The following is a 23738-nucleotide window of genomic DNA, read 5'->3' on the forward strand; positions in this document are numbered from 1 at the left end:
CAGCCGACCAAATCCTCGCGTCGGTCAAGCGCTTCTGCCAGAAGACAATGAACCGAACTTCAGATTCAGGTGACTAGACTAGCTTGCCTGATGGCTTCAGGCTGCCGTGTAGGCCGTCTTCACCGAAGTGTAGAACTCGGGTAGCGTCCCTGCTCTCGTGGCCCATGCCCTCCTCGCGCAAGAGCAACGAACCAAGCTCATCCTTGCGAGCCATGATCTCGTCGCCCGCTTTCTTCAGGATCGCGTGGCGCTGCATGATTCCTGAACGTGACCATGCGGGGAATGCCGCCTTTGCGGCACTTATGGCCTGCTGCACGTCGACGGCGGTTGCGCGCATACTCACCTACGAGATCGTTCGCGTCCGATGGGCTCACATTGCGCGAGCTTTCGTGGGGAGCGATCCATTCGCCATTGATCAGGTTTCTGAAGATTGTCATTTCCATTTCGCGCGTTCTGCCTAGATCAGGCCTCGATGGGCCAGGTTTCGCATCAGGTGTGACGAACCGAATGTCCACGGGTCGCACTGCGTGGAGAGGCGCACCCTGTTCGTGAGCAATCCAAGCTTCTCGTTCGAGATCGTGACGAGGTCGCCGATCTTGTGAGTGAAGCCCTGTCCAGCCTCGTCGCGGTCCTTCGTGGGTGCGAAGAGCGTACCCATGAAAAGCATGAACCCGTCGGGGTACTGATGATGTGTCCCGATGGTTTGAGAAACCAGATCCGGCGGGTCCCGGCTGATCTCGCTCATGCTACTTCGGCCCGTGAGTTCGAATCCATCTTCGCCCTTCACGGTCAGCGTGAGCTCTGCGGCGCGAACATCGTCGAGAGTGTAGGTGTCATCGAACAGGCGGATAAAGGGACCGATCGAGCAAGATGCGTTGTTGTCCTTGGCCCTTCCCAAGAGGAGAGCTGACCGCCCCTCGACATCCCGCAGGTTCACGTCATTTCCCAAGCTGGCGCCCTGGACAATGCCGGCGGAATTCACGGCGAGAACTATCTCCGGCTCTGGATTCGACCACTTGGAGATGGGGTGGAGTCCGACATCGTCTCCATGTCCAACCGATGACATCACCTGGGACTTCGTGAACACCTCGGCGTCGGGGCCGATGCCCACCTCGAGATACTGAGACCAAAGGCCTTCCTTAATCAGGATCTCCTTTACCTTGGCGGCCTCCTCCGAACCCGCCTTCACATTCCGCAGGCTCTCGCCGATCAAGTCTCCTACTTTCGCCCGGATCGATTCTGCAAGCGCTGGGTTTCCGGCAGCGCGCTCTTCAATGACCCGTTCCACCATCGAGCGTGCAAACGTCACACCGCAGGCCTTGATCGCCTGGAGATCGCAAGGCGCTAGGAGACGTAGCCCGTCCTTCGATCGATCAACATCCAAGGCAAGGGCATCAGAAACCGAAGCAATCCGACGACCGTCGGCAGCCCTCACGACGGACGTGGGATCCTGTAGTTCCAAGAGATCACGGACAGTAGGTAAAACCTTCGAAGTGATATCGACGAGGTCGCCGTTTCTTAGGGTGACAACACTTGGACCTTGAGCCTGCGGCATCCACATGCGACCGACGAAAGTCCCCGTAGAGAAAGCAGAGTGATTCATCCTAAACCTCGATTTATACTTTTCGGCGAAGCCTTCGCTCCGCCCAACCGACAGGCGGGGCGTAGCGGACACAATTGGTGCTTTCGTGAGCCGGCTACACGTCGGTCACCACATTACGTCACCGCCGTTGGGAGAGATGCTCTGCCCGATCATGAAGCTTGCACCTTCACTCGCCAGATAGATGTAGGCCGACGCAATCTCGTCGTGGGTGCCTACGCGCTTGATTGGCAGCTGGGAAACCTTCCACGTCTTCCAGGCTTCGTCACTACCCCGCCACATGGGCGTATCGGTCGGACCCGGGCACACGCAGTTCACCGTAACTCCGGTAGCGGCTACCTCTTGCGCGACGGATGCAGAAAGCGCGACGACGGCTGCCTTGGAAGCGCAATACGCAGCGTTGTCGGGGGCAGGCTTGTGGGCGAGCTGGGAGGCCGTGTTGATGATCCTCCCGTAACCGCGCTCGATCATGTGTGGTAAGGCATGCTTCATACCGTATGCGACGCCGTTCAAGTTGATCTGCAGCGTCCGGTTCCATTCTTCCCAGCCCATGTCCAGGAATGGCTTTCCGTTAGCTACGGCCGCGTTGTTCACGAGGATGTCTAGCTTGCCGAATTCCTCGATAGTTGCACCAATGGCCACGGAGACGCTGGCCTCGCACCGCACGTCGCACTCCAGGAAGGTCTTTGCAAAACGTTGCGGCAGAACATTGGGCGGAATGTCGGCGACCGCGACGCGCGCCCCAGCGCCGGTCATCTGCCGAGCCACAGCCGCACCGATACCGCTTTTTCCGCCTATTATCAGAGCGGAACGTCCGGCGAGGAGATTGCTCGTCATCTGGAAGTCCTCGCGCTACCATCATGCCGGCATCGGGCGATATGCGAGGCATAGCGGCGGACTCCTTCGCGAATGGCGGTCGGCGCCTGAAAGTTCAGGTCTCGAGACGCGGCTTGGCAACTAAGCGTAGGTATCCGTTCCGCTGAGATAGAAGCGTCGCAGGCGAAATGGATGTTGGCCGAAGGCAATTCGTCTCGTAAAAATTCCACGATTTGGTCGAGGCTGGGATCTTCGGGACTTACGATATTGTAGGCCGGATTGAACTCTGCATTGGCTGTCATGGCGCGCTCGATCGCCATGACGACGTCATCGATGTAGATGTAGTGGTGTAGGTAACTGGGAGGTGCCGTCAATAAAGTCGAGCGTCCCTCAAGGGCATCCGAGATCAGTGTCCTCATCTCGCATGCAGTCGCGCGGCTTGGGCCAAACACCTTACCTATCCTCAGGCTAGTCGCTGATAGGCCGAACGAGACTGCGTAAGCAGTGACCAGTGCTTCTGCTGCTACCTTCGTGGCCGCGTATACCGTCGTTGGGAACAGAGGGACGTTCTCGGGAACTGGATTGACAGTGTATGCACCGCCGTAGACGGCGATGGACGAACAAAAAATAAAGCGGTCGGCTCCGGTCTTCCGGGCTATTTCAAGAAGGTTCACAGTGCCCTTCACGTTGATGTCACTTATTAAGGACGGTTGGTCGACCAGAAGCATAGGGCCTGAGACCCCGCCACAGTGAACGATCTTCGTAGCTCGAAACTCCTCAGCCAACCCCTGCAGCTTAGGGCTGTCCAGCAGGTCGCAGACAACGGTTAGGCGGTCGTCGTCGCGTTTCATGGCATCCAGGGCAAGAACGTCGTGTCCCTGCTCGACAAGGGAACGGCATAGGGCCTGGCCTACGAACCCCGATGAACCTGTCACTAAAGCTTTCATGAAGATCCCCTTGGTGCCTTACATTATGGCACCTAGTTGCCACGGAACGTATTCCGCTTCACCGTATCCAAGCGCCTCGGACTTGGTCCTCTTGCCCGAAGCCACGGCCAGGATCTCGTCGAAGATCTGCTGCCCCTTCTCCCGATGCTGACACCGTCCACGACATCGCCGCAGTTGAATATCCACGTCCTCCACCACATGGCGATACATTCGGAGTTGGTCGCCAGCTTGATCGAGGGGTGGGATTGCAACCATAGGCCGAGCCTCTGCCTGTCGTGAGGCAGATCACGTTCGCGCCGCCCTGGCCGGTCGCAGCCGCGTGATCGTATCCCGGGTGTCCATGAACAGGAAGCCCTTCTGGGTTGTCTGCCCGGCATAGTGATAAATCGCCTCCAATATGGGTATGGAGCCAGTCACCGGCTGCCGTTCGCTCTCCGGCGAAACCGGTGACCTGGCCGAACTTGATGATAAGATCGCCAGCTTGCCGGGATCGGATCGACATCTTATGACCATGAGGTATATCCACTTGGGCTGTCACCTGCCGAATCGTGGTTCCGTGGGCTATTCGGTCGATCGCGATTATCAAATTGTCTTCGACATTCAGGCGAAGCGTGCGGGGGGACTGTGTCTTGGACTGGGTCATGTTGATCCGTGACCGGCCGCACGTTCCAAACGTGCGGGCCTGTTCCTGAAATTCCGGAAGTTTCGCTTTAGATGGTGCCGCTGCCCCGGAACGTCTTGCGTTTCAGGAATTGGCCTGAGCCGATCTGTCCCACGTACTGACGGTCGGAAACGATCTCCTCGCCACGCAGAAGAACCGTGCGGGGCGCGCCCTGGATGTCGGCACCCTCGTACGGGGTGTAGTCGACATTGTGATGGAGTTCGGCCGAAGTCATTTTGAACTTCGCCTCTGGATCCCAGATCACCACGTCGGCATCGCTTCCGATCGCGATGGTGCCCTTTCGTGGAAAGAGGCCGAATGTACGGGCAGGTCTCGTGGAGACCATATCCACGAACTGCGTGATGCTCATGCGGCCCTGACGAACGCCCCGGTAGACCATCATGAGCCGCTCCTCGATGCCAGGGGCGCCGTTCGGGATCTTGGTGAAGTCGTCCTTTCCCATGTCCTTCTGACCCTTCCAGTTCCAGGTCGAATGGTCAGAGGACACGGTCTGGAGGGTTCCTTGAGCCAGCGCACGCCACAGCAACTCTTGATCCTTTCGCGAGCGTGCGGGAGGGGTGAAGACGTACTTTGCGCCCTCGAAATTGGGGCGCGCGAGGTCTTCCTTGGTGGTGTAGAGATACTGAGTGCACGTCTCCGCCAGAGCGTCGACGCCGCGCAGACGCCCGTCGAAAAGCGCCTCCAGCGCCTCTTCGCATGTGAGATGCACGATGTAGATCGAAGTGCCTACGATCTCTGCCAGAGCGATCGCGCGAGCGGTCGCTTCCGCTTCTACGCGCGGCGGTCTCGTTTCGGCGTGGAACTTCGGCTCGATATCGCCTCTGGCGAGGGCTTTCTTTCGCAAGTAGTCGGCAGCGTCGCCGTTCTCGGCATGCACCATCACGAGTGCACCCGCATCCTTGGCGACATCCAGCGCTCTGACAAGAGTGCCGTCGTCGATGCCAAGCATCCCCTTGTAGGCCATGAACAGCTTGAAGCTGGAAACTCCGTTTGCTGGAAGTTTCCGCATTTCCGCCTCCACGTCGTCCGTGAGGTCCACCACGATCACATGGAAGCCGTAGTCGATGCATGCCTTGCCCTTCGCCTTTTCGTGCCAAGTGGCGAGGGCGTCGGCCAGGGATTGACCGATCTCCTGCTGGCAGAAATCGACGATTGAAGTGGTTCCGCCGCAGGCGGCGGCGATCGTGCCAGTCCTGAAGTCGTCTGCGGTCACCGAATTGAAAACAGGCGTATCCAGATGCGTGTGGACATCGACGCCGCCCGGGATGACGTAGCAGCCCTTGGCGTCTACGACCCGCTTTGCGAGAGACGGGTCCAGGTTGGCGGCAATGGCGACGATCTTGCCATCTTCGATCCCTACGTCTGCGGCCGACTCCATGCCGGCGGTCACGACAGTGCCGTTCTTGATAATCGTATCCATCGTTTTCTCTTTCAGCTTTGTTCGGTGAGCTCAATCGGTTCTTGGATTCGCGGTATCTGAACCCAGAGTTTCGTTGCCCATGTTTTCAGTGCAGGCATGATCGAGGCATGAAGCTCCACGCCGGACCGCAACTGCCTAGCTTTGAGGTCGAGACCGCGTTCGCCTGGCAGCCGGACCTTATCGTTTCCGGGAACGGGCGGATTCTGGCGAACCCGGTCGGCTAAAACGTCGAGTTGGCGGTTGAAACTGTCCCATCCGCCGAATGCCGTTGGATCGAAGAGCTGAATGAACACCGACGCGCCCCATCCCTCTGCGGGGTCAGCGCGCCCATGGCCGCCGAGTCCCGAGGTGAGAGCTTCGATCAGCAAACCCAGTCCGAAACCCTTGTAGCCCAATTCGGTGCCGCCGAGCGGGAGAATGCTTCCCGGCGGATCGGTGAAGAATGCTCCGGGGTCCGACGTTGGAGTTCCATCTGCATCCAGCAGCCAGCTGTGTGGCAGAGCCGCCCCTTGGTCGCGGGCCCGTGTCACCATGGCATTCGTTGTCGTCGACATGCTGATGTCGAGCAGTATGGGTTTCCCGCTTGTCGGAATGCCAGCCGCCAGCGGATTCGGCGTGATCATCCGACGAGTGCCGCCGAAAGGTGCCACGCTCTCTACCGTCGGGTCCGAGCTTGCCACGAGGATGACGAGACCCTCGTCAGTCGCCTTTTGCAGGTAAGCCGCCAAGCACGCGATATGATGGCTTCGACGGATCGCGAGGGTAAATGACCCATGCATTTTCGCTCGCGCGATGCCAAGCTCGATGCCTGTGCTGACCAGCCAAGGACCAGGCAGTCGTCTCCCGTCCCATGTCGCCGTAGCACCGCTGTCGGCTACGACGAGGTGATCGCCGTCTTTCGACATCGATCCATCTTGCAACGCGCTAAGGTACCCGGGAAGAAGGGCCAAGCCGTGGGTCGTGTGGCCCAGCATGTCTCCTTCCACAAGGATTTCAGCGGTCCGGCTTGCCTTTTCCTGTGGCAAACCCACCCCTGCCAGCAGCTCCGTCGCGTAGCCGACCAGATCCGCCGCTCGGTAGCCGCCGGCCGTTGAAGCACCGTTCACAACTGCATCCTTGCTCTATTTTACGGCCATGACCTGGATTTCGACGAGGAGTTCCTCGAATGCCAGGTTGGACTCCACGCAGGCCCTGGCTGGAGCTTGGCCAGGAGCCACCCAGGCATCCCAGTGCGCGTTCATCTTGTCGAAATCCTTGATGTCTTTCAGCCAGATCCACGCGGAGACGACCTGTTCCTTGGAGGCTTCTGCCTGTTTTAGGAGAGCGTCGATTTTTGATAAGACTTCCTTTGTCTGGCCTTCGACATCCAGGGTCTTGGTGTCGGCCACCTGGCCGGCCAACATCACCCCCGTGCCAGACAGCGGGAATGTCACGATCTGGCTCATGCGACGATTTGAATTCTGGCGTTCGATCATGGAAGTCTCCTCGTAGAATTGTCGCTTCAGTGCGGTTTATGTCAGGGACTCTTGGCGCCCGCGAACCAGTTGCGACAGCGCCACGGCTACCACGAGCGCTCCGCCGTAGAAGAGATCCTGCACGTATGTGTCGATACCCATCAGGGAGAGACCGGAAATACCTGTGACCAGGGCGTAGACGGCGATGAAGGTACCGATTGGGTTGAAGCGTCCGGGGCTGATGGTCGTCGCTCCGAGATACGCTGCAGCGAATGCTGGGAGCAGCAGCGACGTTCCGGAGTTCGGATCCGCTGCGCCCGAGGTTCCGGCGAACACTATTCCGGCAAGCGATGCGATGATCGCCGAAGCCACGAGGCAGCCAAGGCGGACACGATCCACCGCAATGCCGCTCAGGCGGGCCACGTCGCGGCCCTTTCCGACAAAGAGGATCTTTCGACCCACCGAGGTGAAGCCCAGTAGATAGGTCAGGAGCAGGCACATCGCGACTGCGTAGTAAAAGCTCAACGAGATGCCGAAGAGTCTGACCGTCAGCACTGCGTCGACCACTCTCTGATCGATTCCGCTGATCGTGCGGGAGTCGCTGATCCAGAGGGTTATGCCGTGAAGAAAAGTTCCCGTTCCCAGTGTCACGATCAACGAATGGATGCGGAAATACAGGATGAAGAAGGCATTCACCAAGCCCACGGCGACACCCCCCGCGACCGCGGCAAGCAAAGAGGGGAAGACTCCCCACGCGTGGTCGACATTGAGGACCGCGAACATCATCGATGACAGTACCAAGACTTGGGCCACCGATACGTCCATGTCGCCGGCGGTGAGCGGGATGATCAGGCCAAGCGTGAGGATCACCAGAACCGCCTGCGAGCCGAACATGCTGGAGAAATTCGGCCAAGTCAGGAAGATGTCCGGAAGAAGGAAGGCGAAAAGCGCGATGATCGCCATCCAAACCAACAGGAGGCCGAACCTTTCCAGTTCCACTAGAATTTCACGACGGTCGCTCTGGTTCATGCTCTGACCCTGGATTGTGAGATCGGCCATGTTCAACTCCTGCCGCTGGTCAATTCGAGAATACCGGTTCGAGACTCGTGAAACAGCTCTCTGTGATCTGTTCCTTCGTAACCTGATCCGATGAGAGTTCGGCAACTACCCGACCTCGAGCGAAAACGAGGACGCGGTCGCAAATGGCCGCCAGTTGTTCGTGATCGGAACTCGCGCATAGAACGCAGGCTCCAGCGCGGGCCGCCTGCGAGATCATCCTGAAGATCTGGTCTCGGGCGCCAATGTCGACGCCCTGCGTAGGCTCATCCAGGAGAATTAGCTCAGGGTTTGTCTGCAACCACTTCGCGAGGACGACCTTCTGTTGGTTACCACCACTGAGCGCTTTCAAGGGAAGCGAGCTATTGGAAGGTCTGATGTCATAGTCGCGCACCAGAGGCAGGGCGTTCTTGTCGATGCCGCTGCGGCGCACGAACCAGTTGGAAATGTTTTTGCCGAGGACAGGGAGCGCGAGGTTCTCTGCGATCGAGAATTCCGAAACGATTCCTTCCTTCTGGCGGTCGGCGGGGATCAGTACGATCCGCTGCTTGATGGCATTCACAGTGGTCTGCGATGCCAACGGAACCTTCCGACCATTTATTGTCATTGCACCACCTTTGGCAGTATGAGCCCCATATAGCAGATATGGAACCTTGTCGTAGCCAGAACCCAGTAGCCCAGTAAGGCCTATAACCTCGCCACGCTTCGCGGTGAGATCAAACGGCGCCAGTCCCTGCGAGGTCATGCCATCTATCTTGACCGCAGCGGTGCCCGAATGCTGGATCGAAACACGTTGCTCAAACTCGACGTCTCTTCCGACGATCGCTTTGATGAATTCCTTTCGGGAGCTGGTGGCTGTATCCAGAGTAGCGGCCACTTTGCCGTTCCTGAGGACGGTCGCCCGGTGAGTAAGCTCCTTTACCTCGTCGATATCGTGCGAGACGAAAATGACGCTCACCCCGCGTTCCGCCACTGTGCGTACCAAACTGAATAGCCGTTTGACATCGGCAGCCGACAGGAATGGAGTCGGCTCGTCGAGGATGAGAAGCTTGCCTTCAGACTCGTCTATGTCGCCCAGTTCATGGAACGCTCGAACTATAGACAGCAGGGCGCGTTCGACTGGGGGGATATCCGAAACGCGAGCGTCTGGATGAATATCCAGCTGATATTTGCGAAGCAGGTTTCTCGCGTCTTGGCGAGCCTTGGACCATCTGATCGACCAGTTCGATTTCCTGACGAGGCGATCGACGAACAGGTTCTCCGTCACTGTCAGGCTCTGCACGAGCCCAAGGGACTGGTGGACGATCGAGATGCCATGAGCTGCGGACTCGTTTGGCAGAATGGGAAGCTTGAGCTGGCGGCCTCCGAGCTCGATTGATCCTTCGCCGTTCGGCTCGTGGAATCCGCTCAGGATCTTAATCAACGTCGACTTGCCGGAGCCGTTCTGGCCGAGAAGGCCATGTATCTCGCCGTGATTTACGGTCAGGTCGATATTCGAAAGCGCCTGGACGCCACCAAATGACTTGGACATCCCTTTGATGACGAGGTTAGGGCGAGGAATATCCTCGCCCTTTTCCACAGCGGGCGGCATTATTTCAGCATCCAGAGCTTTTTGTAGCCTTCAACATACGCGTCACCCATACCAGCCGATGCCTTGGCGGGAACACCAGCGGCCTCAACGTTGGACTTGTCGAAGATGTAGAGCGGGATCTTGGGATCCTTGATGTGCGGAAGCCCGCAGACGATCCGCATCTCGGCATCAATTACGCCGTGACCGATCCAATCCAGGTTTTCGCCGATGTCCATGTCGATCTTGCCTCGACGCACGAGATCGAGGATAGCGGGGGTGCCATTGAAAGTTGCGATCTTCACCCGATCGCTGGATTGCGTCAGTTCCACCGCCGGAACGACGTAGCGAGCCATGTCGTCGTATGTCGGGATTATGAAGTTCATCTTCGGATTCCTCAGCAGCGCAGCCTGCACGAGAGGCTGGATGCGCGAGGACCAGTCACCGACCGCGACGTTCACGTATTCGACCTTGCAGTCCCCACACTTGTCCAAGGTGGTCTTCACGCCCTTCACGATCGCTTCAGACGAGAAGGAGTCGAGAGCCGTGATAACCAGGACGTTGGCCTTGCCTTCGGTCTTGGTTATCGCCCACATGGCTTCGAGCTCACCAGCTTTCTGGTAATCGATCGGCACGGACAGGAATGCATCAGGGCGCTTCTGGTCGAAGCCGCCGTCGTGGGAAGCCACGACGGGTATGCCTGCCTTCTTGGCTTCCTGTGCCTGAGGCACGAGCGACAGAAGGTCCGGAGCGAAGAGGTCTATCAGGTCGTATTTCTGATTGATGCCATGTTGGATGCCTTGGATCCACTGAGAATGCTGGCCGCTGTTCTTGTATTGATCAAACTGGAACCCGACCTTCTTTGCAGCCGTCGTCATCGCTTCCATGACAGTGTTTACGAATGCGATGCTGTTTGAGAACGGCACTGACAGGATCTTCTTTCCCTTCATGCAATTCGTGGCATCGAACGGTTCGCCCGCGGCGACGAATTCCGGGACCCGCTGATGCTTTGCGATCTCGGCCTTCATCGCGTCCAGATCAGTCGCATTCGCTGACGTGGCCGCTGCGAAGAAGGATCCATAAATGGCAGCGGAAATGGCCGAAGCCATCAGTAGGCTCTTCATTTTTGTTCTCCTCTTTTAGAGCATCTGCTTGGTTTTATGCTGTGCTCGGGACAGAGATTGGTGCCGAAAATTTCACAGGACAAGCGGAATAAATTGAAGCCGAGCGGTCAGAAAAAATGAAGAATGAGGGAGCAACATAACGAAATTCTTGAGCTTCCCGGCCATTAAATCTAGGCGGCGCGCGGCCGGGATCAGACAACGCTTCGACTTGAACGCGTCTCGAAAGGCCGGCGCCGTGTCAACGCCTCGATTCTTGCGTTGAACATGGCCGCCTTGGGCATCTCCTTTGCCTAGAAGGGAACGAGCCACCAGCGACCTTCGCGGAGCTTGTGATTGTCATCTTCGTCAGCAGTGACAAAGGAACTTCCTCGGTCGACGCGATATTGTAGCGAGGGGCATCGTTGCGACCGGTTTCGGCTGGCGACGTCAGTCGATAGAGCCGGTGGATTTCCGACCAGGTCAGATATCTGGTGTAGCGTCCGCACATGCTCAATCGACCAAATCTAGCAGGAGGTGTTACGGCACTGCGTCGGTTGCCCAATCGGCACAGCATGCCTGATAGCGACTTTGTTGGCATCTATCCCCAACGGCTGCTGCGTTGTACTCGTCTTCAGTTGGTTCACCATCGTCGGGAAAGCTAGAATCGTCCCAGCCCTCCAGCGCAAACATCATCCGAGGCAGTTGCGACCCTGCCATTCTTGATGATCAGATCAAACACGGCGTTCTCGTCTCTCACAGAAGGACGTCGCCTCCATTAGGTGAAAGGGTCTGACCGACGTAGAAAGACCCTGAATCCGAAGCAAGAAGCAACGCGGTCGGGGCAATTTCATCGACACGGCCGAAGCGGCCGATAGGCAACTGCGCCTGCTTCATGGCGCGCCATCCGTCGCTCAGTCCCATCAGCATGTCGGTTTCGACCGGGCCTGGCGCAATGGAATTGACCGTCACGCCGTTTGGCGCCGCCTCATAGGCCAGTGCGCGCGTGAAGCCGACGATGCCGGCTTTTGCCGCGCAATAATGGGATTGGCCTGGCGCTCCTTTGTAGGCGAGTTGCGAGGAAAAATTAATGATGCGCCCCCAGCCGCGGTCCCTCATCGACGGGTAAAACTGCCGGGTTACCAAAAATGTCCCGCGTAGATGAACACCGATCATCCTGTCGAAGGCGTCGACCGTCAGCTCCTCGAACAGCAGGTCGCCACCGATGCCGGCACAGTTTACGAGAATGTCGACACTCCCCAACGCATCACGGCTCCAGGCGGCCAGCTGGTCGACCTGGTCTTCCTTCGAAACATCACAGACCGTATGAGCAACAGATTTTCCAGAGTCTGAGAGTTTTGCTGCAAGGATTGCCGCGTTGGCGTCGTCGCCAAACTGGCAATAACCCACCTTGCAGCCATTGGCCGCAAAGAGTTCCACGATCGCAGCGCCTATGCCACGGCTACCTCCGGTCACAAGCGCAGTGCGGCCGACAAGACTGAAGTTGGTCATGGTTTCTCCTGGAACTCTCGTGTTAGCGGCACTTTTAGCCATTGTGAATAAGCGTCCACCCCTTGCTCGAGCGAGAGTGCGGGACGAAAGCCCAGATCGCGTTCAATGGCGGAAATATCGAAACGATGCTGATAATCGTCGAGTGGATCAGGGCCCGGCTGAACATCGATCTCGGGCTGGCCCAGTACCCGCCGCACAATCTGGGAGACCTCGCCGATAGTCAGAAAGCTCCCGCCCGTAGCGGTGTAGGCGGCACCGGGACAGGTCACCGCATCGTGGGCGGTGAGCAGGGCGTCGACCGCGTCGTCCACATGAATGAACTGCCGGGGAAAGTCTCGCCCCCATTCAAGACACGTCTGCCGTCCGCCATGCGCATCTTCAATCATGGTCCGGATGACGCAATCCGTCGTACGTCCGGGTCCATACACCCAGGATAGGCGGACGGCTACGGCGTCCAGCCCGTGCTGTTTCCGGTACGCAGCGACGATCTGCTCTCCTGCAACCTTGGTGGCGCCATACACACTGGTAGGACGCAATACCGCGTTCTCGGGAACACCCTTTGAACCCGCTGGCGGCTCATCTGTCGGCCCGTAGACGCTGGTCGAAGAGCAGAACACCACTCTTCTCATGCGGTGGATGCGGGCAAGCTCAATTATATTCGCCGTCCCCACGATATTGGCCTGAACAATCCCGTAAGGATTGTCGATCATCACCATCGGCCCGGAAACAGCACCACAATGGATAACAGAACCGACGTCTTCCTGGGAGGCGATGCCGTGTAGGCGATGGATATCGCACAGGTCGGCAATGTGAACGGGAATCTGTCCAGGTTTCGAAGAGATATCGATGCCGACCGCGTTGCGTTGTGATCGCTGCAACCGTCGCAGAATTCGCTGACCAATAAGGCCCGAGGCCCCAGTTACGAGAATGGAAAGATCAGCCAACGCGTTCCTCCGCAGATTTAGGCCGCCTTGCAACGCGTGCTTCGGTCTCATGCTCGATCGCAAGTTCGGCAGAAAGCAGCTTGGCAGTGTACGGATCTTTCGGATCGGAGAAGACGGTCTCCATAGAGCCCGCCTCCACGATACGCCCGCGGTTCATCACAGCCACGTCGTGTGCGAGCGATCGCACCGAATTCAAGTCGTGGGTAATGAAAAGGGCAGACAGCTTCATGCGGGTCTGAAGATCGCGGACAAGGTCAATGATCTGGCCTCGAACCCTGATGTCGAGAGCCGTCGTCGGTTCGTCGAAGATGACGAAATCGGGCTCCGTCACCAAGGCGCGCGCCATACCGACGCGTTTCTGTTCACCCGCAGTCAACTCGTGTGGAAACCGTTCCGCGTAATGGGCCGGCATATTAACGAGGTCCAAAACTTGGTGCACACGCTTCAGCCGCTCGTCGGCCGACATTTTCTCCAGCATACGCAGCGGCTCGTCGACCAGATGGCGCACACGCCATCTTGGATTGAGCGCAACATACGGCTCCTGGAAAACCATCTGGATACGTCGGCGGAGCGGCCTGAACCGAGCTTGCGCCGTCGTCAGCAGGTCGTTGCCGTCAAAACGAATGCTGCCTGAACTGGCTTCGATAAGACGAACAAGGCACTGCCCGACCGTCGTCTTGCCTGAGCCGCTTTCTCCGACCAGCGCCAGAGTTTCTCCACGCTTTATCGTAAAAGAGACATGATCGACGGCACGCACAACTTGACCTGGACGATTACCCGGGAAGATTTTCACGAGGTTCGAAACCTCGAGTAGCGCCATTTCTGAACCGCCGATGGAGCGAAGCGTGGGGATCGGCCGAACCTTGGCTGCCGCAAGAAGTTCGCGGCTGTAAACCGCTTCGGGTTGCTTGAGGAACTCGCTTACCTCTCGAAGCTCGACGACCCGTCCTTCGCGCATGACGGCGACACGGTTGCAGTAGTGAGCAATGATGCCAAGATCGTGCGTGATCAGAACGACCGAGAGTCCCAGTTCGCGCGAGCGTTGAACTAGCATGTCCAGCACCTGCACGGAGACGGTAGCGTCGAGACCCAACGTCGCATCGTCAGCCAATAGAATTTTCGGCTCCGTCACAAGGGCCATGGCGATGACGACGCGCTGAGCCATGCCGCCAGAAAGCTCATGCGGATACGCTCGCGCCCGTTGCTCCGGGTTGACGATTCCGACGTCGGCAAGGAGTTGCACGGCTTTTGTCCAGGCCGCCTTTCGGTTCAGCCGGCTATGGCTCTGCAGAACACGGACGATCTGATTGCCGACGGTTTCGACAGGATCGAGAAGCGCTTTGGCATTTGTTCCGATCAACGCGATCTGGCCCCCTCTCATCGCCCGGCGTTCGGCCTCGGTCATCTTGCCCACGGGCTTTCCGTTGACTCGCACCTCACCCGAGGTCATCCGGCCGCCTTTGGGCAGCAGATCGATGATCGCGCGCGCAAGCACAGACTTGCCCGCGCCGGTCTCTCCTACAATGCCAAGTATTTCGTTCGGCGCGAGAGTGAATTCCACGTCGCGCAGGACCTTGGTCTCGCCATGCGGCGTACCGAAGGAGACAGAGAGCCTCTCGACAGCCAATACGGGCTTCATCGCTTCCTCAGGGGCTCTCATCGGTTATCTCCGATCGGTTGAAGGTCGATCTCCGGATCGCGTGCGAACTGCTGGGCTTTCATGGGATCCATGAGGTCCCGCACCACGTCACCAAGAAGCGCGAAGCAGAGCACCGCGAGCACGATGGCCAGCCCGGGGAATAGCGACACCCACCAGACACCGAGGATCATTTGTTGTGCTCCGGAAGAGACCATCAGGCCCCACTCTGGTGTAGGCATCCTTACGCCGGCCCCGATAAAGGACAAACCAGCCGTCAGAAGGATCGCCATTCCGATGGAAATCGAAACCTGCACCATCGCTGGCATCAATGCGTTGGGCAGAAGGTGGCGGAACATGATGTCCACGTCGGTCGCGCCACTGCAGCGAGCTGCAGCAACGAACGGGCGTTCGCGAAGCGATAGAACCTCAGCTCGAATGAGACGGGCGAAGATCGGGATGAAGAGAACCGCGAGGACGGTCGCGACGTTCCAGATCTCTTGGCCCATCACCGACACTAGGGCCATTCCCAGAACAAAGATCGGGAAAGCCTGCACGAAGTCGAAAATCCGCATGATCAGGCCAGACAGAAAGCCGCGGTAATAGCCGACGAGTAGCCCGAGCGGGACACCGATGACAAAGGCGAGCGCAACCGAGGTGATGCTGATGAGAAGGTTGATCCGTGTCGCGAAGATTATCCGCGATAGGATGTCCATCCCCGAAATATCGGTTCCAAGCCAATGAGTACTGGAAGGCGGCAATAGCGACGCGAGTGGATCGGCCTCTGTCGGGGAGTAGGGACTCACCGCCGGAGCGAAAATGATCAGGACAATCTGAAGGAAAAGCAACGACAGGCCGATTATTGCAGCCGGCCGCCGGAGCGCGAAGCCAAAACTGGTCATACCTTGATCCTCGGATCGACGAGTTCGTAGAGAATGTCCACCACGAGGTAGACAAGAAGGGTGAAGGCCGCCGCTACCAGGATGAAGCCTTGCAAGGCGGGATAGTCGCTGTTCATGACCGCCTGCACCGCGTATTGCCCAAGACCACCCCACGAGAAGATCGTCTCGACGAGGACGGCCGCGCCGAGTAGGAATCCGACGAGAAAGCCGATCATCGTGATGATTGGCGGCAGACTATTCCGCAACGCGGCGCGCATTATCACGCGCTCAGGCACGCCACATGCGCGGGCATGCCGTACGAAATCGCTCTCCCAGACTCCGGAGAACACACTCTGCGTCATCTTCATGAGACCGCCCGCATTCACGATCGCGAGCGTAATGACTGGAAGAACCAGCCGGCCGGCAGCAGAACGAAACGCGTCGAAATCTCCTGCCAGGAGCGCGTCGATGGTGTAGAAGCCAGTAACCGGGGGAGGCGCATTGAGGAATACATCAATACGGCCGAACGGCGCCGCTGCCCAACCCAACAAAGTAAAGAATACATAGATGAGGATCAGACCGATCCAGAAATCGGGGATCGCTCCAGCCGCCAGTCCGTAGAAGCGCGACACAATATCGACCGTCCCTCCAGGTTTCCGCACTGAAATGACGGCAACGGCAACGCCGATCACGACCGTCAGTATCATTCCGTAGAAAATGAGCTCGATAGTAGCAGGACCGCGCTCCATCAGGTCGACCGTCACCGGATTGGACGTGAAGATGGAAACTCCGAGATCGCCATGAAGAACATTGCCGCAATAGACGAGGAATTGCGTCCAGATGCTGTCGTTCAGTCCAAGCCGGTCACGCAACTGCTCGACAGCTTCCGGCGTCGCCATGTTGCCCAGCAACAAAACCGCCGGATCACCAGGCAGCAGGCGTATTAGAAAGAAGGTGACGAGCAGCACGCCAAACATCTGTGGTACGACAAGTGCGAGGCGCCCGAGAATGATCTGAAGGCTGCGTGGAAGCACCTCCCATTGTCGTCTAAACGTGATAATCATGCAGATCTCCGAAAGAAAGCTCAGTCTTAGAAGGCGCTTAGGCCGCTTGCCGGCACGCCGGCAAGCGGCCTAATGAGGAGCTAAGAAGACAAGGCAGCCGACATCACAGCCGCGACCTCCCAACTGCGGTCATTGCTTCGCGAAGTCATACCAACTGTTGCTGTTCGGTGTATACCAGGAGAAACCGGTGACCTTGATGCTGGTCGCAAGTTGGAAGCCTGGGTTGAAAAGGAATACCCAAGGCGCTCCTTCGATCACCAGATCCTGCACCCTTTTCATGCTCGCTTCGCGGGCAGTCTCGTCGGTCGAAGTTAGGGCTTTGTTGATGAGCTCGTCGACTTCCGGGTTATTAAATCGAGAATAGTTCACCATCGACTGGCTGTTGATGAACAGGTTCGTCACATAAGCGGCATCGGGCACAATCGCCATGTCGCGGATGAAGTACATCGGGAGCATGCCCTTCGAATAGCGCTCGACAAGGCTCGAAGCCGGGAGTTTCACCAGTTCGGCATCAATGCCGGCGCGGGCGAAGGAGGTTTTCAAGATAACGGCGATCTGTTCTTCAATCGGTTCGCCGGTGCGATAGCCGATCTGCGTCTTGAAACCTTCCGGATAGCCAGCTTTGGCCAACAGCTCCTTGGCCTTCTCCACATTGTCGTCATAGGCAAAGGCTTCTTCGGTGTAGGCTGGATAGATCTCCGAGACGACGCTTTTGGTCGGCCGGGCCGTTCCCATATACACGCTCGATGCAATTTGATCGCGCGAGACCAGGTAGTTCATGGCCTGACGGACTTCGACCTTGTCGAAGGGCGCCGTTGCATTGTTCATCTCAAGGCGGTGCGTATAGTTGCCGAACACCTGCCAGAGCTTGACGGTCGGCATTTTGGCGACGAGGGCAATCTCGCGCGGCGTGAGCCATTCTGCGACGTCAATGGAGCCGGCCTGAAGTGCAGCCAGACGATTGGACGAGGTCGGCATCTCGCGAAAGATCACTTTCTTGAGCCGTGCGGCCCCGCGATAATAGTTCGGGTTGGCCTCATAGACGACTTCTTGCCCGGGCGAATATTTCGCGATGTAGTAGGGAGCGAACGACGCAGAATGGGTCGCCATGAAGCGCGCCGCGTAAGGATCTTCTGCCGTAACGTGCTTTTGAGCCTCCGCCGAGTCGATGATTCCGAGATCGTTGTTGATCCAGAGCCTGTCGATGAGAAGCGAAGGATGGGGTATCGAGACCTTGACAGTGTACTGATCGATCTTCTGGAACGCCTCGAAGTTTTCGATCTTGAGGATCTGGGTCATATACCAGCGGAACGTGGCCTTCATGTCCCATCCGCGTTTGAAGGTCCACATGACGTCGTCTGCCGTCATCTCGTTGCCGGCCGCGCTCTTGACGCCTTTGCGCAGCTTGAACGTAATCGATTTTTGGTCTGGGGAGACTTCGTAGCTCTCGGCGAGCGCGCCGTCGATCTTGCTGAAGTTCTCTACCCGAGCACCGTTATCATCCGTTTTCATGCCATAGACGAGCAGACGTTCAAAGATGTTGCGCCGGGCCTCATGGCCGGCTTCGGTGGGAGGATATTCCTGATCCACCGATTCCGGCGTACGCGGACCGGCGACGATCAGAGTTTCGTTTGCTGTTTGAGCGAGTGCCATCGATGTCATCGACAGCAATGCGGCGGTCATCACGGAAAGCACCGTTGACCAGGTTTTAGAGCGCATGTGAATCCTCCCTATCAATCCGTGTTTACGAAAGTCGCCACGCTCGGATCACGCGTGGCCGACCGGATAAATTGAGTAACGCCGCGGCTTTTTGCCACTCGGCCCTCCGACGCCGACGACTTGATCTGCGCCAGACCTTCCCTCGCGGCGGCGTGCCCTACCTCCGCCGTCAACTCTCGCCACATCCGGGAAATGTTGCGCTTGCATCCTTAACGAGGACCGGAAAGCGGGCAGTCATGTCGTCAACCTTCTCCCTGAGTAAATGCACGCAATGTTGCGTGCATTTACTTGCAAATGAATCTTCTCATGTCAATCGCGTCCAAAACTGGCTGAATGCGCTTGGTGTGCCTCTTCGCGATCAAAGCCCCGACCTCGCCTTCAATGACAACGCGCAATTGCTACGCAGAGAACTGCCAACGACATTGCGAGGCGTCCCTTTGATGAACAATTCAATGTTGTCGATCAGTTGATCGGCGAGTTCCTGTGTCGCCTGCCGACTTGCCCACGCGACATGAGGCGTGAGCAGAAAATTGGGGAGTTCGAGCAGGCGCGTGAGGACGTGATCCGAGGGCGGCGGTTCGGCGGTCGCCACGTCGAATCCTGCTCCAGATATCTGTCCTGATTGAAGCGCGTCATGAAGCGCGTTCTCATCGACAAGGCCGCCTCTCGCGGTGTTGATAAGCAGGGGTCGACGGCTCATTGCAGCAAATTCGGGCGCTCCAATCATGTTCCGGGTCGACGGCAGCAAGGACGAATGCATGGTGATGATATCACTTTGGCGCAGCACTTCCTCAAAAGCCGTGTAAAGGGGTCCCATGCCGCTCTCTCCCTTGTAGGCGGAAAAAAGCACTCGCATTCCGAAGGCTTTGGCGATGTCGGCAACAGCCTTGCCGAGTACGCCGTCGCCTATAATGCCGAGCGTGGACCCCGCCAGATCCGGGATAGGATGATCAAAGAAGCAGAACTGGTCGGACTGCTGCCAACGGCCCGATTCGACGGAATCCCGATAGAGCAGAACGCTGCGCCGCAGAGCCAGGATAAGCGCGAACGTGTGCTCCGACACGGTGTGTATCGCATAGTTCTTGATGTTTGAGACCGTTACTCCCGACTCGGCGCAGGCATCTGTATCCACAATGTCCGTGCCGGTTGCCGCCACGGCGATCAGCTTCAGGTGCCGGGCGGTCGCAAGGGCGCATGGCCTGATCGCCACCTTATTGGTTACCACGATGTCAGCATCGGCAATTCGTTCGGCGACCTCGCTGAGAGCGCTGTGGTCGTGAAAATGCAACGTGTGAGGGAATTGCAAGGGGCGCAGGCGAATGCTCCCGGGCAAAGCTCCACGGTCAAGGAATGCAACTTTGAGTGGTCGTCGAGAATCGATGGAAGTCACGGCAGATCTCCACGAAGATCGATTTCGGTTCTGGGATACGCGGACGGAGATCTATGGCTCGATTGCCACCGGCTCCGACAGGCTTACGAACTGCTCATCTTCCGGCGTTCCATCGACGAACGTCAGAACGAGGAAACGAGCGGGCCTACCAAGCACGGTGATCGGATGGTGCCAGGTATTTGCGCAGTAGTTGATGCCAACGTTCCCGGGGACATGGAAAGCCTTTGCGCCAGCCATGTCCGGCCGCCCGTCCGATGCATGGGGTGCGACAAGCACGAGGTAGGCCTCGCATTGCTGCGGAATGAAAGTCTGGGAGGAAAAAACGTGCCGCTCCATCTGGACGGCTGCTATGGGCAGCGATGTCGGGGGGATCGACATCAGGCTCATGCGAGGTTTTGCTCCCTTGCGCAGATTTGCCAGTTCCTCGAACAGATCGAGCCGAGCCTCTGTCGGCGAGCGAAGGGGCAGCAGTTGCCCAAAGGGTGCGAACCCTTGTGTGGTCACCGGTTCAACACTAATGGCCGGCATCGTGCGCACCCCGGTATGGATGATGTTCGAGCCAGTGCCGCGCCAGGTCGATCCGCTTGCAGATCCAGACGTCCGGCTTCGATTTCACATAGTCGATGAAGCGCATCAGCCCCGATGCTCGCCCCGGATGACCGAGAAGACGCATGTGCATGCCAACATTCATCATCTTCGGAGCCGTGCGCCCTTCTTCATAAAGGACGTCGAAGCTCTCCTTGAGATAAACGAAGAAGTCCTCACCAGTGCCGAAATTCGACGAGCCAAATTTCACGTCGTTGTTGGTGAGCGTATAGGGAATGACCAGGTGGGGACGCCCGCCGGTCGTCACGTAATAGGGCAACTCGTCGTTGTAGCTGTCGCTGTCATAGAGGAAGTCGCCCTCCTCCAGCAGAAGCCGTCGCGTGTTGACGCTCGGGCCATAACGGCAGTACCAGCCGAGAGGCCGTTCGCCAAAGATCCGTTTCAAACTGTCAATCGCAAGACGGATGTGTTCGCGCTCTTGAGCTTCCGTCAGCTTGAAATGTTCGATCCAGCGCCAGCCGTGACAGCAGATGTCGTGACCGGCGGCACGAATCGCTTCAGCAGCCGGTAGATTGCGTTCGAGCGCCAGCGCACAAGCGTAGACCGTCATTGGAATATCCCGCTCGGCAAAGATTCGCATAAGCCTCCAAAAGCCCACGCGGCTTCCATATTCGAACATGGATTCGGCCGCGAGATCGCGCTCGCCCTGGGCAACAGGCGAACCCGGCATCTCCACGAGGCTCGAGTCGCTCAGACCATCTCCGTCCCCGATGTTGTATTCCGAGCCTTCCTCATAATTCAGGACAAAATTCAACGCCAGGCGAGCACCATTCGGCCAATTCGGATTCGGCGGAGTCGCCCCATAGCCGATTAGATCGCGCTCGGTCGCCTGAGCCATGCTTTTTTACTCCAGTCACTGCGGGGTCCGATATCGCCGTAAACCTGACTGCCGCGTTCTTCGATTCAATGCTGTCGACCGGGATGGCAAGCTGACCACCCGGATTCCTAATGGCCGGCCTCGCGTCCCATCGAGCTAGGCCAGCATAAGTGCGGGCAACATTGCACGCACTCTTTTGGGACGCAAGGCTAATTCCCCCTACGCTACAAATTTACGTCGTGAGGATGGTCGTGAAGGTCGGCCGTGCAATGATTATCGTGTTGTGACGAGCCGGTACGGCACTCTTTGCCGGCGGCCGCGATCCGCCTACTGTCGCGGTCTCAACTGGTTCCAGATGAAACAGACATCGAGAATCTAATCCGAGAGAGATTCGTATATATCGATTTCAGCGCGCCGGCGCTCGGTCAAATCCAGGCTTTTCTCAATGTGATCGAAATGGCGCACAGCTTCCTCTGCGGCGCCGTGGGCGTCGTTCGCGGCGATCAGATCAACAATCCGCTCATGCTCGTGAACAAGGCACAAGACGCCGGTCCGCGTCTCGTAAAGCGACTGTATGAGGCAAAAGCGTCGCAGCAGCAGCGCCAGCATTCGGCTGAGGACCGCGTTGCTGGCAATGTCTGCTATCATCAGGTGAAATTCGGCTGCAACGCGGTTCATGTTCGGTCTAAGATTATCAAAAGCATCGTGCTGAATTGTCAGATGCTTGCGCAGTTCTGCGATTTTGTCCGGCGTTCCCTTCGCACACGCCAAGCGGACAGTGATCGTTTCGAGGTGCCTACGCGCTTCGAAAACATCTTTGGCTTCATCAATCGTCGGACGAGATACAAACGCTCCATGATTGAGCCTGAATTCCACCACAGCTTCGTCCCGCAGCCTTTCCAGGACGCGCCGTATTCGCGAGCGGGGAACCCCGTAAGATGCTGCGAGCTTCACTTCGTTGAGGTGCTGTCCCGGTCGAAGTGTCTTGTCAATGATCGCATCGACAAGCCTGTCATAGAGGAGTTGTTCTTCCGGGCGCTTCCCTCGAAAGTGGTGAGACGCTTCGTCGGAATGCTGCGAGCCGAAGTCTTTTTCCTTTTGCATCATATTCTCTCATACGTGGGCCGGCGGCCTATAGGGATTTCGGCCACGCACGCGAATCCCCCCGGGGATCCAAGATCCCGATCGAGTCGATAGTTCCGCCCAAGGCCGCTCACCCATCCCTATCTCGCCGACCCCAGAACCGCAAGAAAAGTGCGTGCAATGGTAATCACGTGAATTCTATCGCGAACCGCTATTCGACAGGCACCAGTGTATGGCTGTGATCTTTCGGGCTGCAAAGCTTCGCGATACGAAAAATGGTGAATCTGTCTGACATTTGATATCTTCAGTCCCGGCATCTGATGGATCGGATTTAGAGTGAATCTCTCTGGCTCGGAAGTCCAGGCCCTGCCATCGTGCTGTCTGTCGCCGAGAAGAGCCAGATTCAGGCACTTGATCGGAGCAGCCGGGACTGCCCATCAAGAAAGGCCGTGGTGCCACGATGACCCATGACTATAAGCGCCACGGCACCCTGTTTGCCGCTCTCAACATTCTCGACGGCTCGGTGATCGGCCGCAACATGCAGCGTCATCGCCATCAGGAATTCATCCGCTTTCTCAACGCCATCGAGGCGGAACTGCCCAGGGATAAGGCCGTCCACGTCATTCTCGACAACTATGCCACCCATAAGCACCCAAAGGTTCGCGCTTGGCTGGCAAGGCATCCACGGTGGACCTTCCACTTCGTCCCGACATCCTGCTCATGGCTCAACGCCGTCGAGGGCTTCTTCGTAAAACTCAATGAAGCCTCGGACTCTCCCTTGAACTGGAGCAAAGATGGGTCTCAGGTCATATCGCGTGCGGTTCTTCGGCGAGCAGAACCATGCCGGCACCACGCGCATGGCGACGCGCAAGGATGCCGGGGTGGCGCTGACGCGACTTGCGCACATGATCGACGAGACGTTTCCGAAGGTTTCCGGGAAACGCTCGGTATGGACAACCGGCCGCATCGACCTCGATCCCGGCGCCCCGTCCATCGTACCCGGCGAGGCGAGCATGTTGTTCCAGTTCCGGGACGAGGACGTCGCGCAACTGGAAGTCTTCGAACGGGCGCTCGAAGAACTGGTCAGAAAGATCAACGCGGACGGACCGTGCCGGTGTGAACTTGAGATCGTGGACAAGGCCACGCCGAAGAAGATGTCGCCGGGCTTCCAGGACGCGCTGGAACAAGCGGGCGAGATGCATGGCGCGGGCAAGCATGTCCGGATGCCGAGCGGCGCGGCTCACGACGCCCAGATCATGGCGGCGTTGACCCCGCGAGCATGATGTTCGTGCCGAGCATCGGCGGCATCAGCCACCACTACACCGAAGACACGATGGAGGAAGACATCATCCTTGGCTGCCGCGTTTTCGCCTCATCGGTGGAGACAATATTGCGCGACGCTCAATTGCAGAAGTAGCGACCCATGCCATAATCCAGCAGGGCT

The 23738-nt window shown here is 57.9% G+C and carries 23 protein-coding genes and 2 pseudogenes; 4 read left to right on the forward strand and 21 right to left on the reverse strand.

All coding sequences use genetic code 11. The features are described 5' to 3' along the window. Window positions 1–166: 166 nt before the first annotated feature. The 5 genes and pseudogenes from LB556_RS30110 to LB556_RS31780 form a co-directional block, all read right to left on the reverse strand. Window positions 167–437 (reverse strand): annotated as a pseudogene (locus LB556_RS30110) (aldehyde dehydrogenase family protein); the annotation flags it as partial. Between the two features lie 20 nt (window positions 438–457). Further along, window positions 458–1603 (reverse strand): fumarylacetoacetate hydrolase family protein, encoded by a 1146-nt coding sequence (locus LB556_RS30115; protein ID WP_224571104.1) that lies wholly within the window; start codon window positions 1601–1603, stop codon window positions 458–460. Window positions 1604–1708: 105 nt separating this feature from the next. Beyond that, window positions 1709–2437: an SDR family NAD(P)-dependent oxidoreductase gene (locus tag LB556_RS30120; RefSeq protein WP_224571105.1), complete on the reverse strand. Its 729-nt coding sequence runs from the start codon at window positions 2435–2437 to the stop codon at window positions 1709–1711. After that, window positions 2434–3363, reverse strand: a complete 930-nt coding sequence (locus LB556_RS30125; RefSeq protein WP_224571106.1) for an NAD-dependent epimerase/dehydratase family protein — start codon at window positions 3361–3363, stop codon at window positions 2434–2436. The genes LB556_RS30120 and LB556_RS30125 overlap by 4 nt, the downstream gene beginning before the upstream one ends. Before the next feature lie 18 nt (window positions 3364–3381). After that, window positions 3382–3618, reverse strand: coding sequence for a UxaA family hydrolase (locus LB556_RS31780; protein WP_318011349.1), 237 nt, complete (start codon window positions 3616–3618; stop codon window positions 3382–3384). Window positions 3619–3766: 148 nt separating this feature from the next. Here LB556_RS31780 and LB556_RS30135 point away from each other — a divergent pair, with 148 nt between their 5' ends. Next, entirely contained in the window at window positions 3767–4018 is a 252-nt protein-coding gene (locus LB556_RS30135) for a hypothetical protein (RefSeq protein WP_224571134.1), read from the forward strand. Window positions 4019–4073: 55 nt separating this feature from the next. On the opposite strand, the gene hydA is transcribed toward LB556_RS30135, so the two are convergent. From hydA to LB556_RS30215, 16 genes are all read right to left on the reverse strand, one after another. Continuing rightward, a complete protein-coding gene (hydA, locus tag LB556_RS30140) occupies window positions 4074–5465 on the reverse strand; it encodes a dihydropyrimidinase (protein WP_224571107.1) in 1392 nt (463 codons plus the stop codon). Between the two features lie 11 nt (window positions 5466–5476). Beyond that, window positions 5477–6571, reverse strand: a complete 1095-nt coding sequence (locus LB556_RS30145) for an Ldh family oxidoreductase (RefSeq protein WP_224571108.1) — start codon at window positions 6569–6571, stop codon at window positions 5477–5479. A gap of 15 nt (window positions 6572–6586) precedes the next feature. Next, a complete protein-coding gene (locus LB556_RS30150) occupies window positions 6587–6940 on the reverse strand; it encodes a RidA family protein (RefSeq protein ID WP_057143224.1) in 354 nt (117 codons plus the stop codon). A 36-nt stretch (window positions 6941–6976) separates the two neighbouring features. Continuing rightward, window positions 6977–7978 (reverse strand): ABC transporter permease, encoded by a 1002-nt coding sequence (locus LB556_RS30155; protein WP_224571109.1) that lies wholly within the window; start codon window positions 7976–7978, stop codon window positions 6977–6979. Between the two features lie 19 nt (window positions 7979–7997). Continuing rightward, entirely contained in the window at window positions 7998–9566 is a 1569-nt protein-coding gene (locus LB556_RS30160; RefSeq protein WP_224571110.1) for a sugar ABC transporter ATP-binding protein, read from the reverse strand. Beyond that, on the reverse strand, window positions 9566–10666 hold the full coding sequence (locus LB556_RS30165; RefSeq protein ID WP_224571111.1) for a sugar ABC transporter substrate-binding protein: 1101 nt from the start codon (window positions 10664–10666) through the stop codon (window positions 9566–9568). Before LB556_RS30165 ends, LB556_RS30160 begins: the two co-directional genes overlap by 1 nt. Window positions 10667–11398: 732 nt before the next feature. Then, a complete protein-coding gene (locus LB556_RS30170) occupies window positions 11399–12154 on the reverse strand; it encodes a 3-oxoacyl-ACP reductase family protein (protein WP_224571112.1) in 756 nt (251 codons plus the stop codon). After that, window positions 12151–13098: an NAD-dependent epimerase/dehydratase family protein gene (locus LB556_RS30175; protein ID WP_224571113.1), complete on the reverse strand. Its 948-nt coding sequence runs from the start codon at window positions 13096–13098 to the stop codon at window positions 12151–12153. Before LB556_RS30175 ends, LB556_RS30170 begins: the two co-directional genes overlap by 4 nt. Next, window positions 13091–14758: a dipeptide ABC transporter ATP-binding protein gene (locus LB556_RS30180; RefSeq protein ID WP_224571114.1), complete on the reverse strand. Its 1668-nt coding sequence runs from the start codon at window positions 14756–14758 to the stop codon at window positions 13091–13093. The genes LB556_RS30175 and LB556_RS30180 overlap by 8 nt, the downstream gene beginning before the upstream one ends. Further along, entirely contained in the window at window positions 14755–15636 is an 882-nt protein-coding gene (locus LB556_RS30185) for an ABC transporter permease (protein ID WP_224571115.1), read from the reverse strand. The genes LB556_RS30180 and LB556_RS30185 overlap by 4 nt, the downstream gene beginning before the upstream one ends. Continuing rightward, entirely contained in the window at window positions 15633–16679 is a 1047-nt protein-coding gene (locus LB556_RS30190; RefSeq protein ID WP_224571116.1) for an ABC transporter permease, read from the reverse strand. The genes LB556_RS30185 and LB556_RS30190 overlap by 4 nt, the downstream gene beginning before the upstream one ends. A gap of 129 nt (window positions 16680–16808) precedes the next feature. Then, window positions 16809–18398 (reverse strand): ABC transporter substrate-binding protein, encoded by a 1590-nt coding sequence (locus tag LB556_RS30195; RefSeq protein WP_224571117.1) that lies wholly within the window; start codon window positions 18396–18398, stop codon window positions 16809–16811. A 358-nt stretch (window positions 18399–18756) separates the two neighbouring features. Beyond that, window positions 18757–19788: a D-2-hydroxyacid dehydrogenase gene (locus LB556_RS30200; RefSeq protein WP_224571118.1), complete on the reverse strand. Its 1032-nt coding sequence runs from the start codon at window positions 19786–19788 to the stop codon at window positions 18757–18759. A gap of 51 nt (window positions 19789–19839) precedes the next feature. Continuing rightward, window positions 19840–20316 carry an ureidoglycolate lyase gene (locus LB556_RS30205; RefSeq protein WP_224571119.1) on the reverse strand — a complete coding sequence of 159 codons (477 nt, stop codon included), beginning with the start codon at window positions 20314–20316 and terminating at the stop codon, window positions 19840–19842. Then, window positions 20303–21232 carry an allantoinase PuuE gene (locus LB556_RS30210; RefSeq protein WP_224571120.1) on the reverse strand — a complete coding sequence of 310 codons (930 nt, stop codon included), beginning with the start codon at window positions 21230–21232 and terminating at the stop codon, window positions 20303–20305. The genes LB556_RS30205 and LB556_RS30210 overlap by 14 nt, the downstream gene beginning before the upstream one ends. Before the next feature lie 354 nt (window positions 21233–21586). Continuing rightward, on the reverse strand, window positions 21587–22318 hold the full coding sequence (locus LB556_RS30215; protein ID WP_224571121.1) for a GntR family transcriptional regulator: 732 nt from the start codon (window positions 22316–22318) through the stop codon (window positions 21587–21589). Window positions 22319–22653: 335 nt separating this feature from the next. On the opposite strand from LB556_RS30215, the pseudogene LB556_RS30220 reads away from it, so the two are divergent. The 3 genes and pseudogenes from LB556_RS30220 to LB556_RS30230 form a co-directional block, all read left to right on the forward strand. Then, window positions 22654–23051, forward strand: a pseudogene (locus LB556_RS30220) (IS630 family transposase); the annotation flags it as partial. 37 nt (window positions 23052–23088) lie between these two features. Then, the gene (locus LB556_RS30225; RefSeq protein WP_224571122.1) at window positions 23089–23577 is read left to right on the forward strand and encodes a peptidase dimerization domain-containing protein; all 489 of its coding nucleotides are present in this window, start codon (window positions 23089–23091) and stop codon (window positions 23575–23577) included. Further along, window positions 23574–23711 (forward strand): hypothetical protein, encoded by a 138-nt coding sequence (locus tag LB556_RS30230; protein WP_224571123.1) that lies wholly within the window; start codon window positions 23574–23576, stop codon window positions 23709–23711. Before LB556_RS30225 ends, LB556_RS30230 begins: the two co-directional genes overlap by 4 nt. Window positions 23712–23738 lie beyond the last annotated feature (27 nt).

Origin of the sequence: Mesorhizobium sp. ES1-4 (assembly GCF_020164745.1) — a bacterium.
Lineage (GTDB): Bacteria > Pseudomonadota > Alphaproteobacteria > Rhizobiales > Rhizobiaceae > Mesorhizobium.

Bases quoted from the DNA above. Each gene is read 5' to 3' on its own strand.
- hydA (WP_224571107.1), bottom strand. From the start codon at position 5,465: ATGGATACGATTATCAAGAACGGCACTGTCGTGACCGCCGGCATGGAG.
- LB556_RS30180 (WP_224571114.1), bottom strand. From the start codon at position 14,758: ATGAGAGCCCCTGAGGAAGCGATGAAGCCCGTATTGGCTGTCGAGAGG.
- LB556_RS30125 (WP_224571106.1), bottom strand. From the start codon at position 3,363: ATGAAAGCTTTAGTGACAGGTTCATCGGGGTTCGTAGGCCAGGCCCTA.
- LB556_RS30195 (WP_224571117.1), bottom strand. From the start codon at position 18,398: ATGCGCTCTAAAACCTGGTCAACGGTGCTTTCCGTGATGACCGCCGCA.
- LB556_RS30190 (WP_224571116.1), bottom strand. From the start codon at position 16,679: ATGATTATCACGTTTAGACGACAATGGGAGGTGCTTCCACGCAGCCTT.
- LB556_RS30135 (WP_224571134.1), top strand. From the start codon at position 3,767: ATGGAGCCAGTCACCGGCTGCCGTTCGCTCTCCGGCGAAACCGGTGAC.
- LB556_RS30170 (WP_224571112.1), bottom strand. From the start codon at position 12,154: ATGACCAACTTCAGTCTTGTCGGCCGCACTGCGCTTGTGACCGGAGGT.
- LB556_RS31780 (WP_318011349.1), bottom strand. From the start codon at position 3,618: ATGGTTGCAATCCCACCCCTCGATCAAGCTGGCGACCAACTCCGAATG.
- LB556_RS30115 (WP_224571104.1), bottom strand. From the start codon at position 1,603: ATGAATCACTCTGCTTTCTCTACGGGGACTTTCGTCGGTCGCATGTGG.
- LB556_RS30120 (WP_224571105.1), bottom strand. From the start codon at position 2,437: ATGACGAGCAATCTCCTCGCCGGACGTTCCGCTCTGATAATAGGCGGA.
- LB556_RS30155 (WP_224571109.1), bottom strand. From the start codon at position 7,978: ATGGCCGATCTCACAATCCAGGGTCAGAGCATGAACCAGAGCGACCGT.
- LB556_RS30150 (WP_057143224.1), bottom strand. From the start codon at position 6,940: ATGATCGAACGCCAGAATTCAAATCGTCGCATGAGCCAGATCGTGACA.
- LB556_RS30230 (WP_224571123.1), top strand. From the start codon at position 23,574: ATGATGTTCGTGCCGAGCATCGGCGGCATCAGCCACCACTACACCGAA.
- LB556_RS30160 (WP_224571110.1), bottom strand. From the start codon at position 9,566: ATGCCGCCCGCTGTGGAAAAGGGCGAGGATATTCCTCGCCCTAACCTC.
- LB556_RS30185 (WP_224571115.1), bottom strand. From the start codon at position 15,636: ATGACCAGTTTTGGCTTCGCGCTCCGGCGGCCGGCTGCAATAATCGGC.
- LB556_RS30205 (WP_224571119.1), bottom strand. From the start codon at position 20,316: ATGCCGGCCATTAGTGTTGAACCGGTGACCACACAAGGGTTCGCACCC.
- LB556_RS30225 (WP_224571122.1), top strand. From the start codon at position 23,089: ATGGGTCTCAGGTCATATCGCGTGCGGTTCTTCGGCGAGCAGAACCAT.
- LB556_RS30215 (WP_224571121.1), bottom strand. From the start codon at position 22,318: ATGATGCAAAAGGAAAAAGACTTCGGCTCGCAGCATTCCGACGAAGCG.
- LB556_RS30210 (WP_224571120.1), bottom strand. From the start codon at position 21,232: ATGGCTCAGGCGACCGAGCGCGATCTAATCGGCTATGGGGCGACTCCG.
- LB556_RS30165 (WP_224571111.1), bottom strand. From the start codon at position 10,666: ATGAAGAGCCTACTGATGGCTTCGGCCATTTCCGCTGCCATTTATGGA.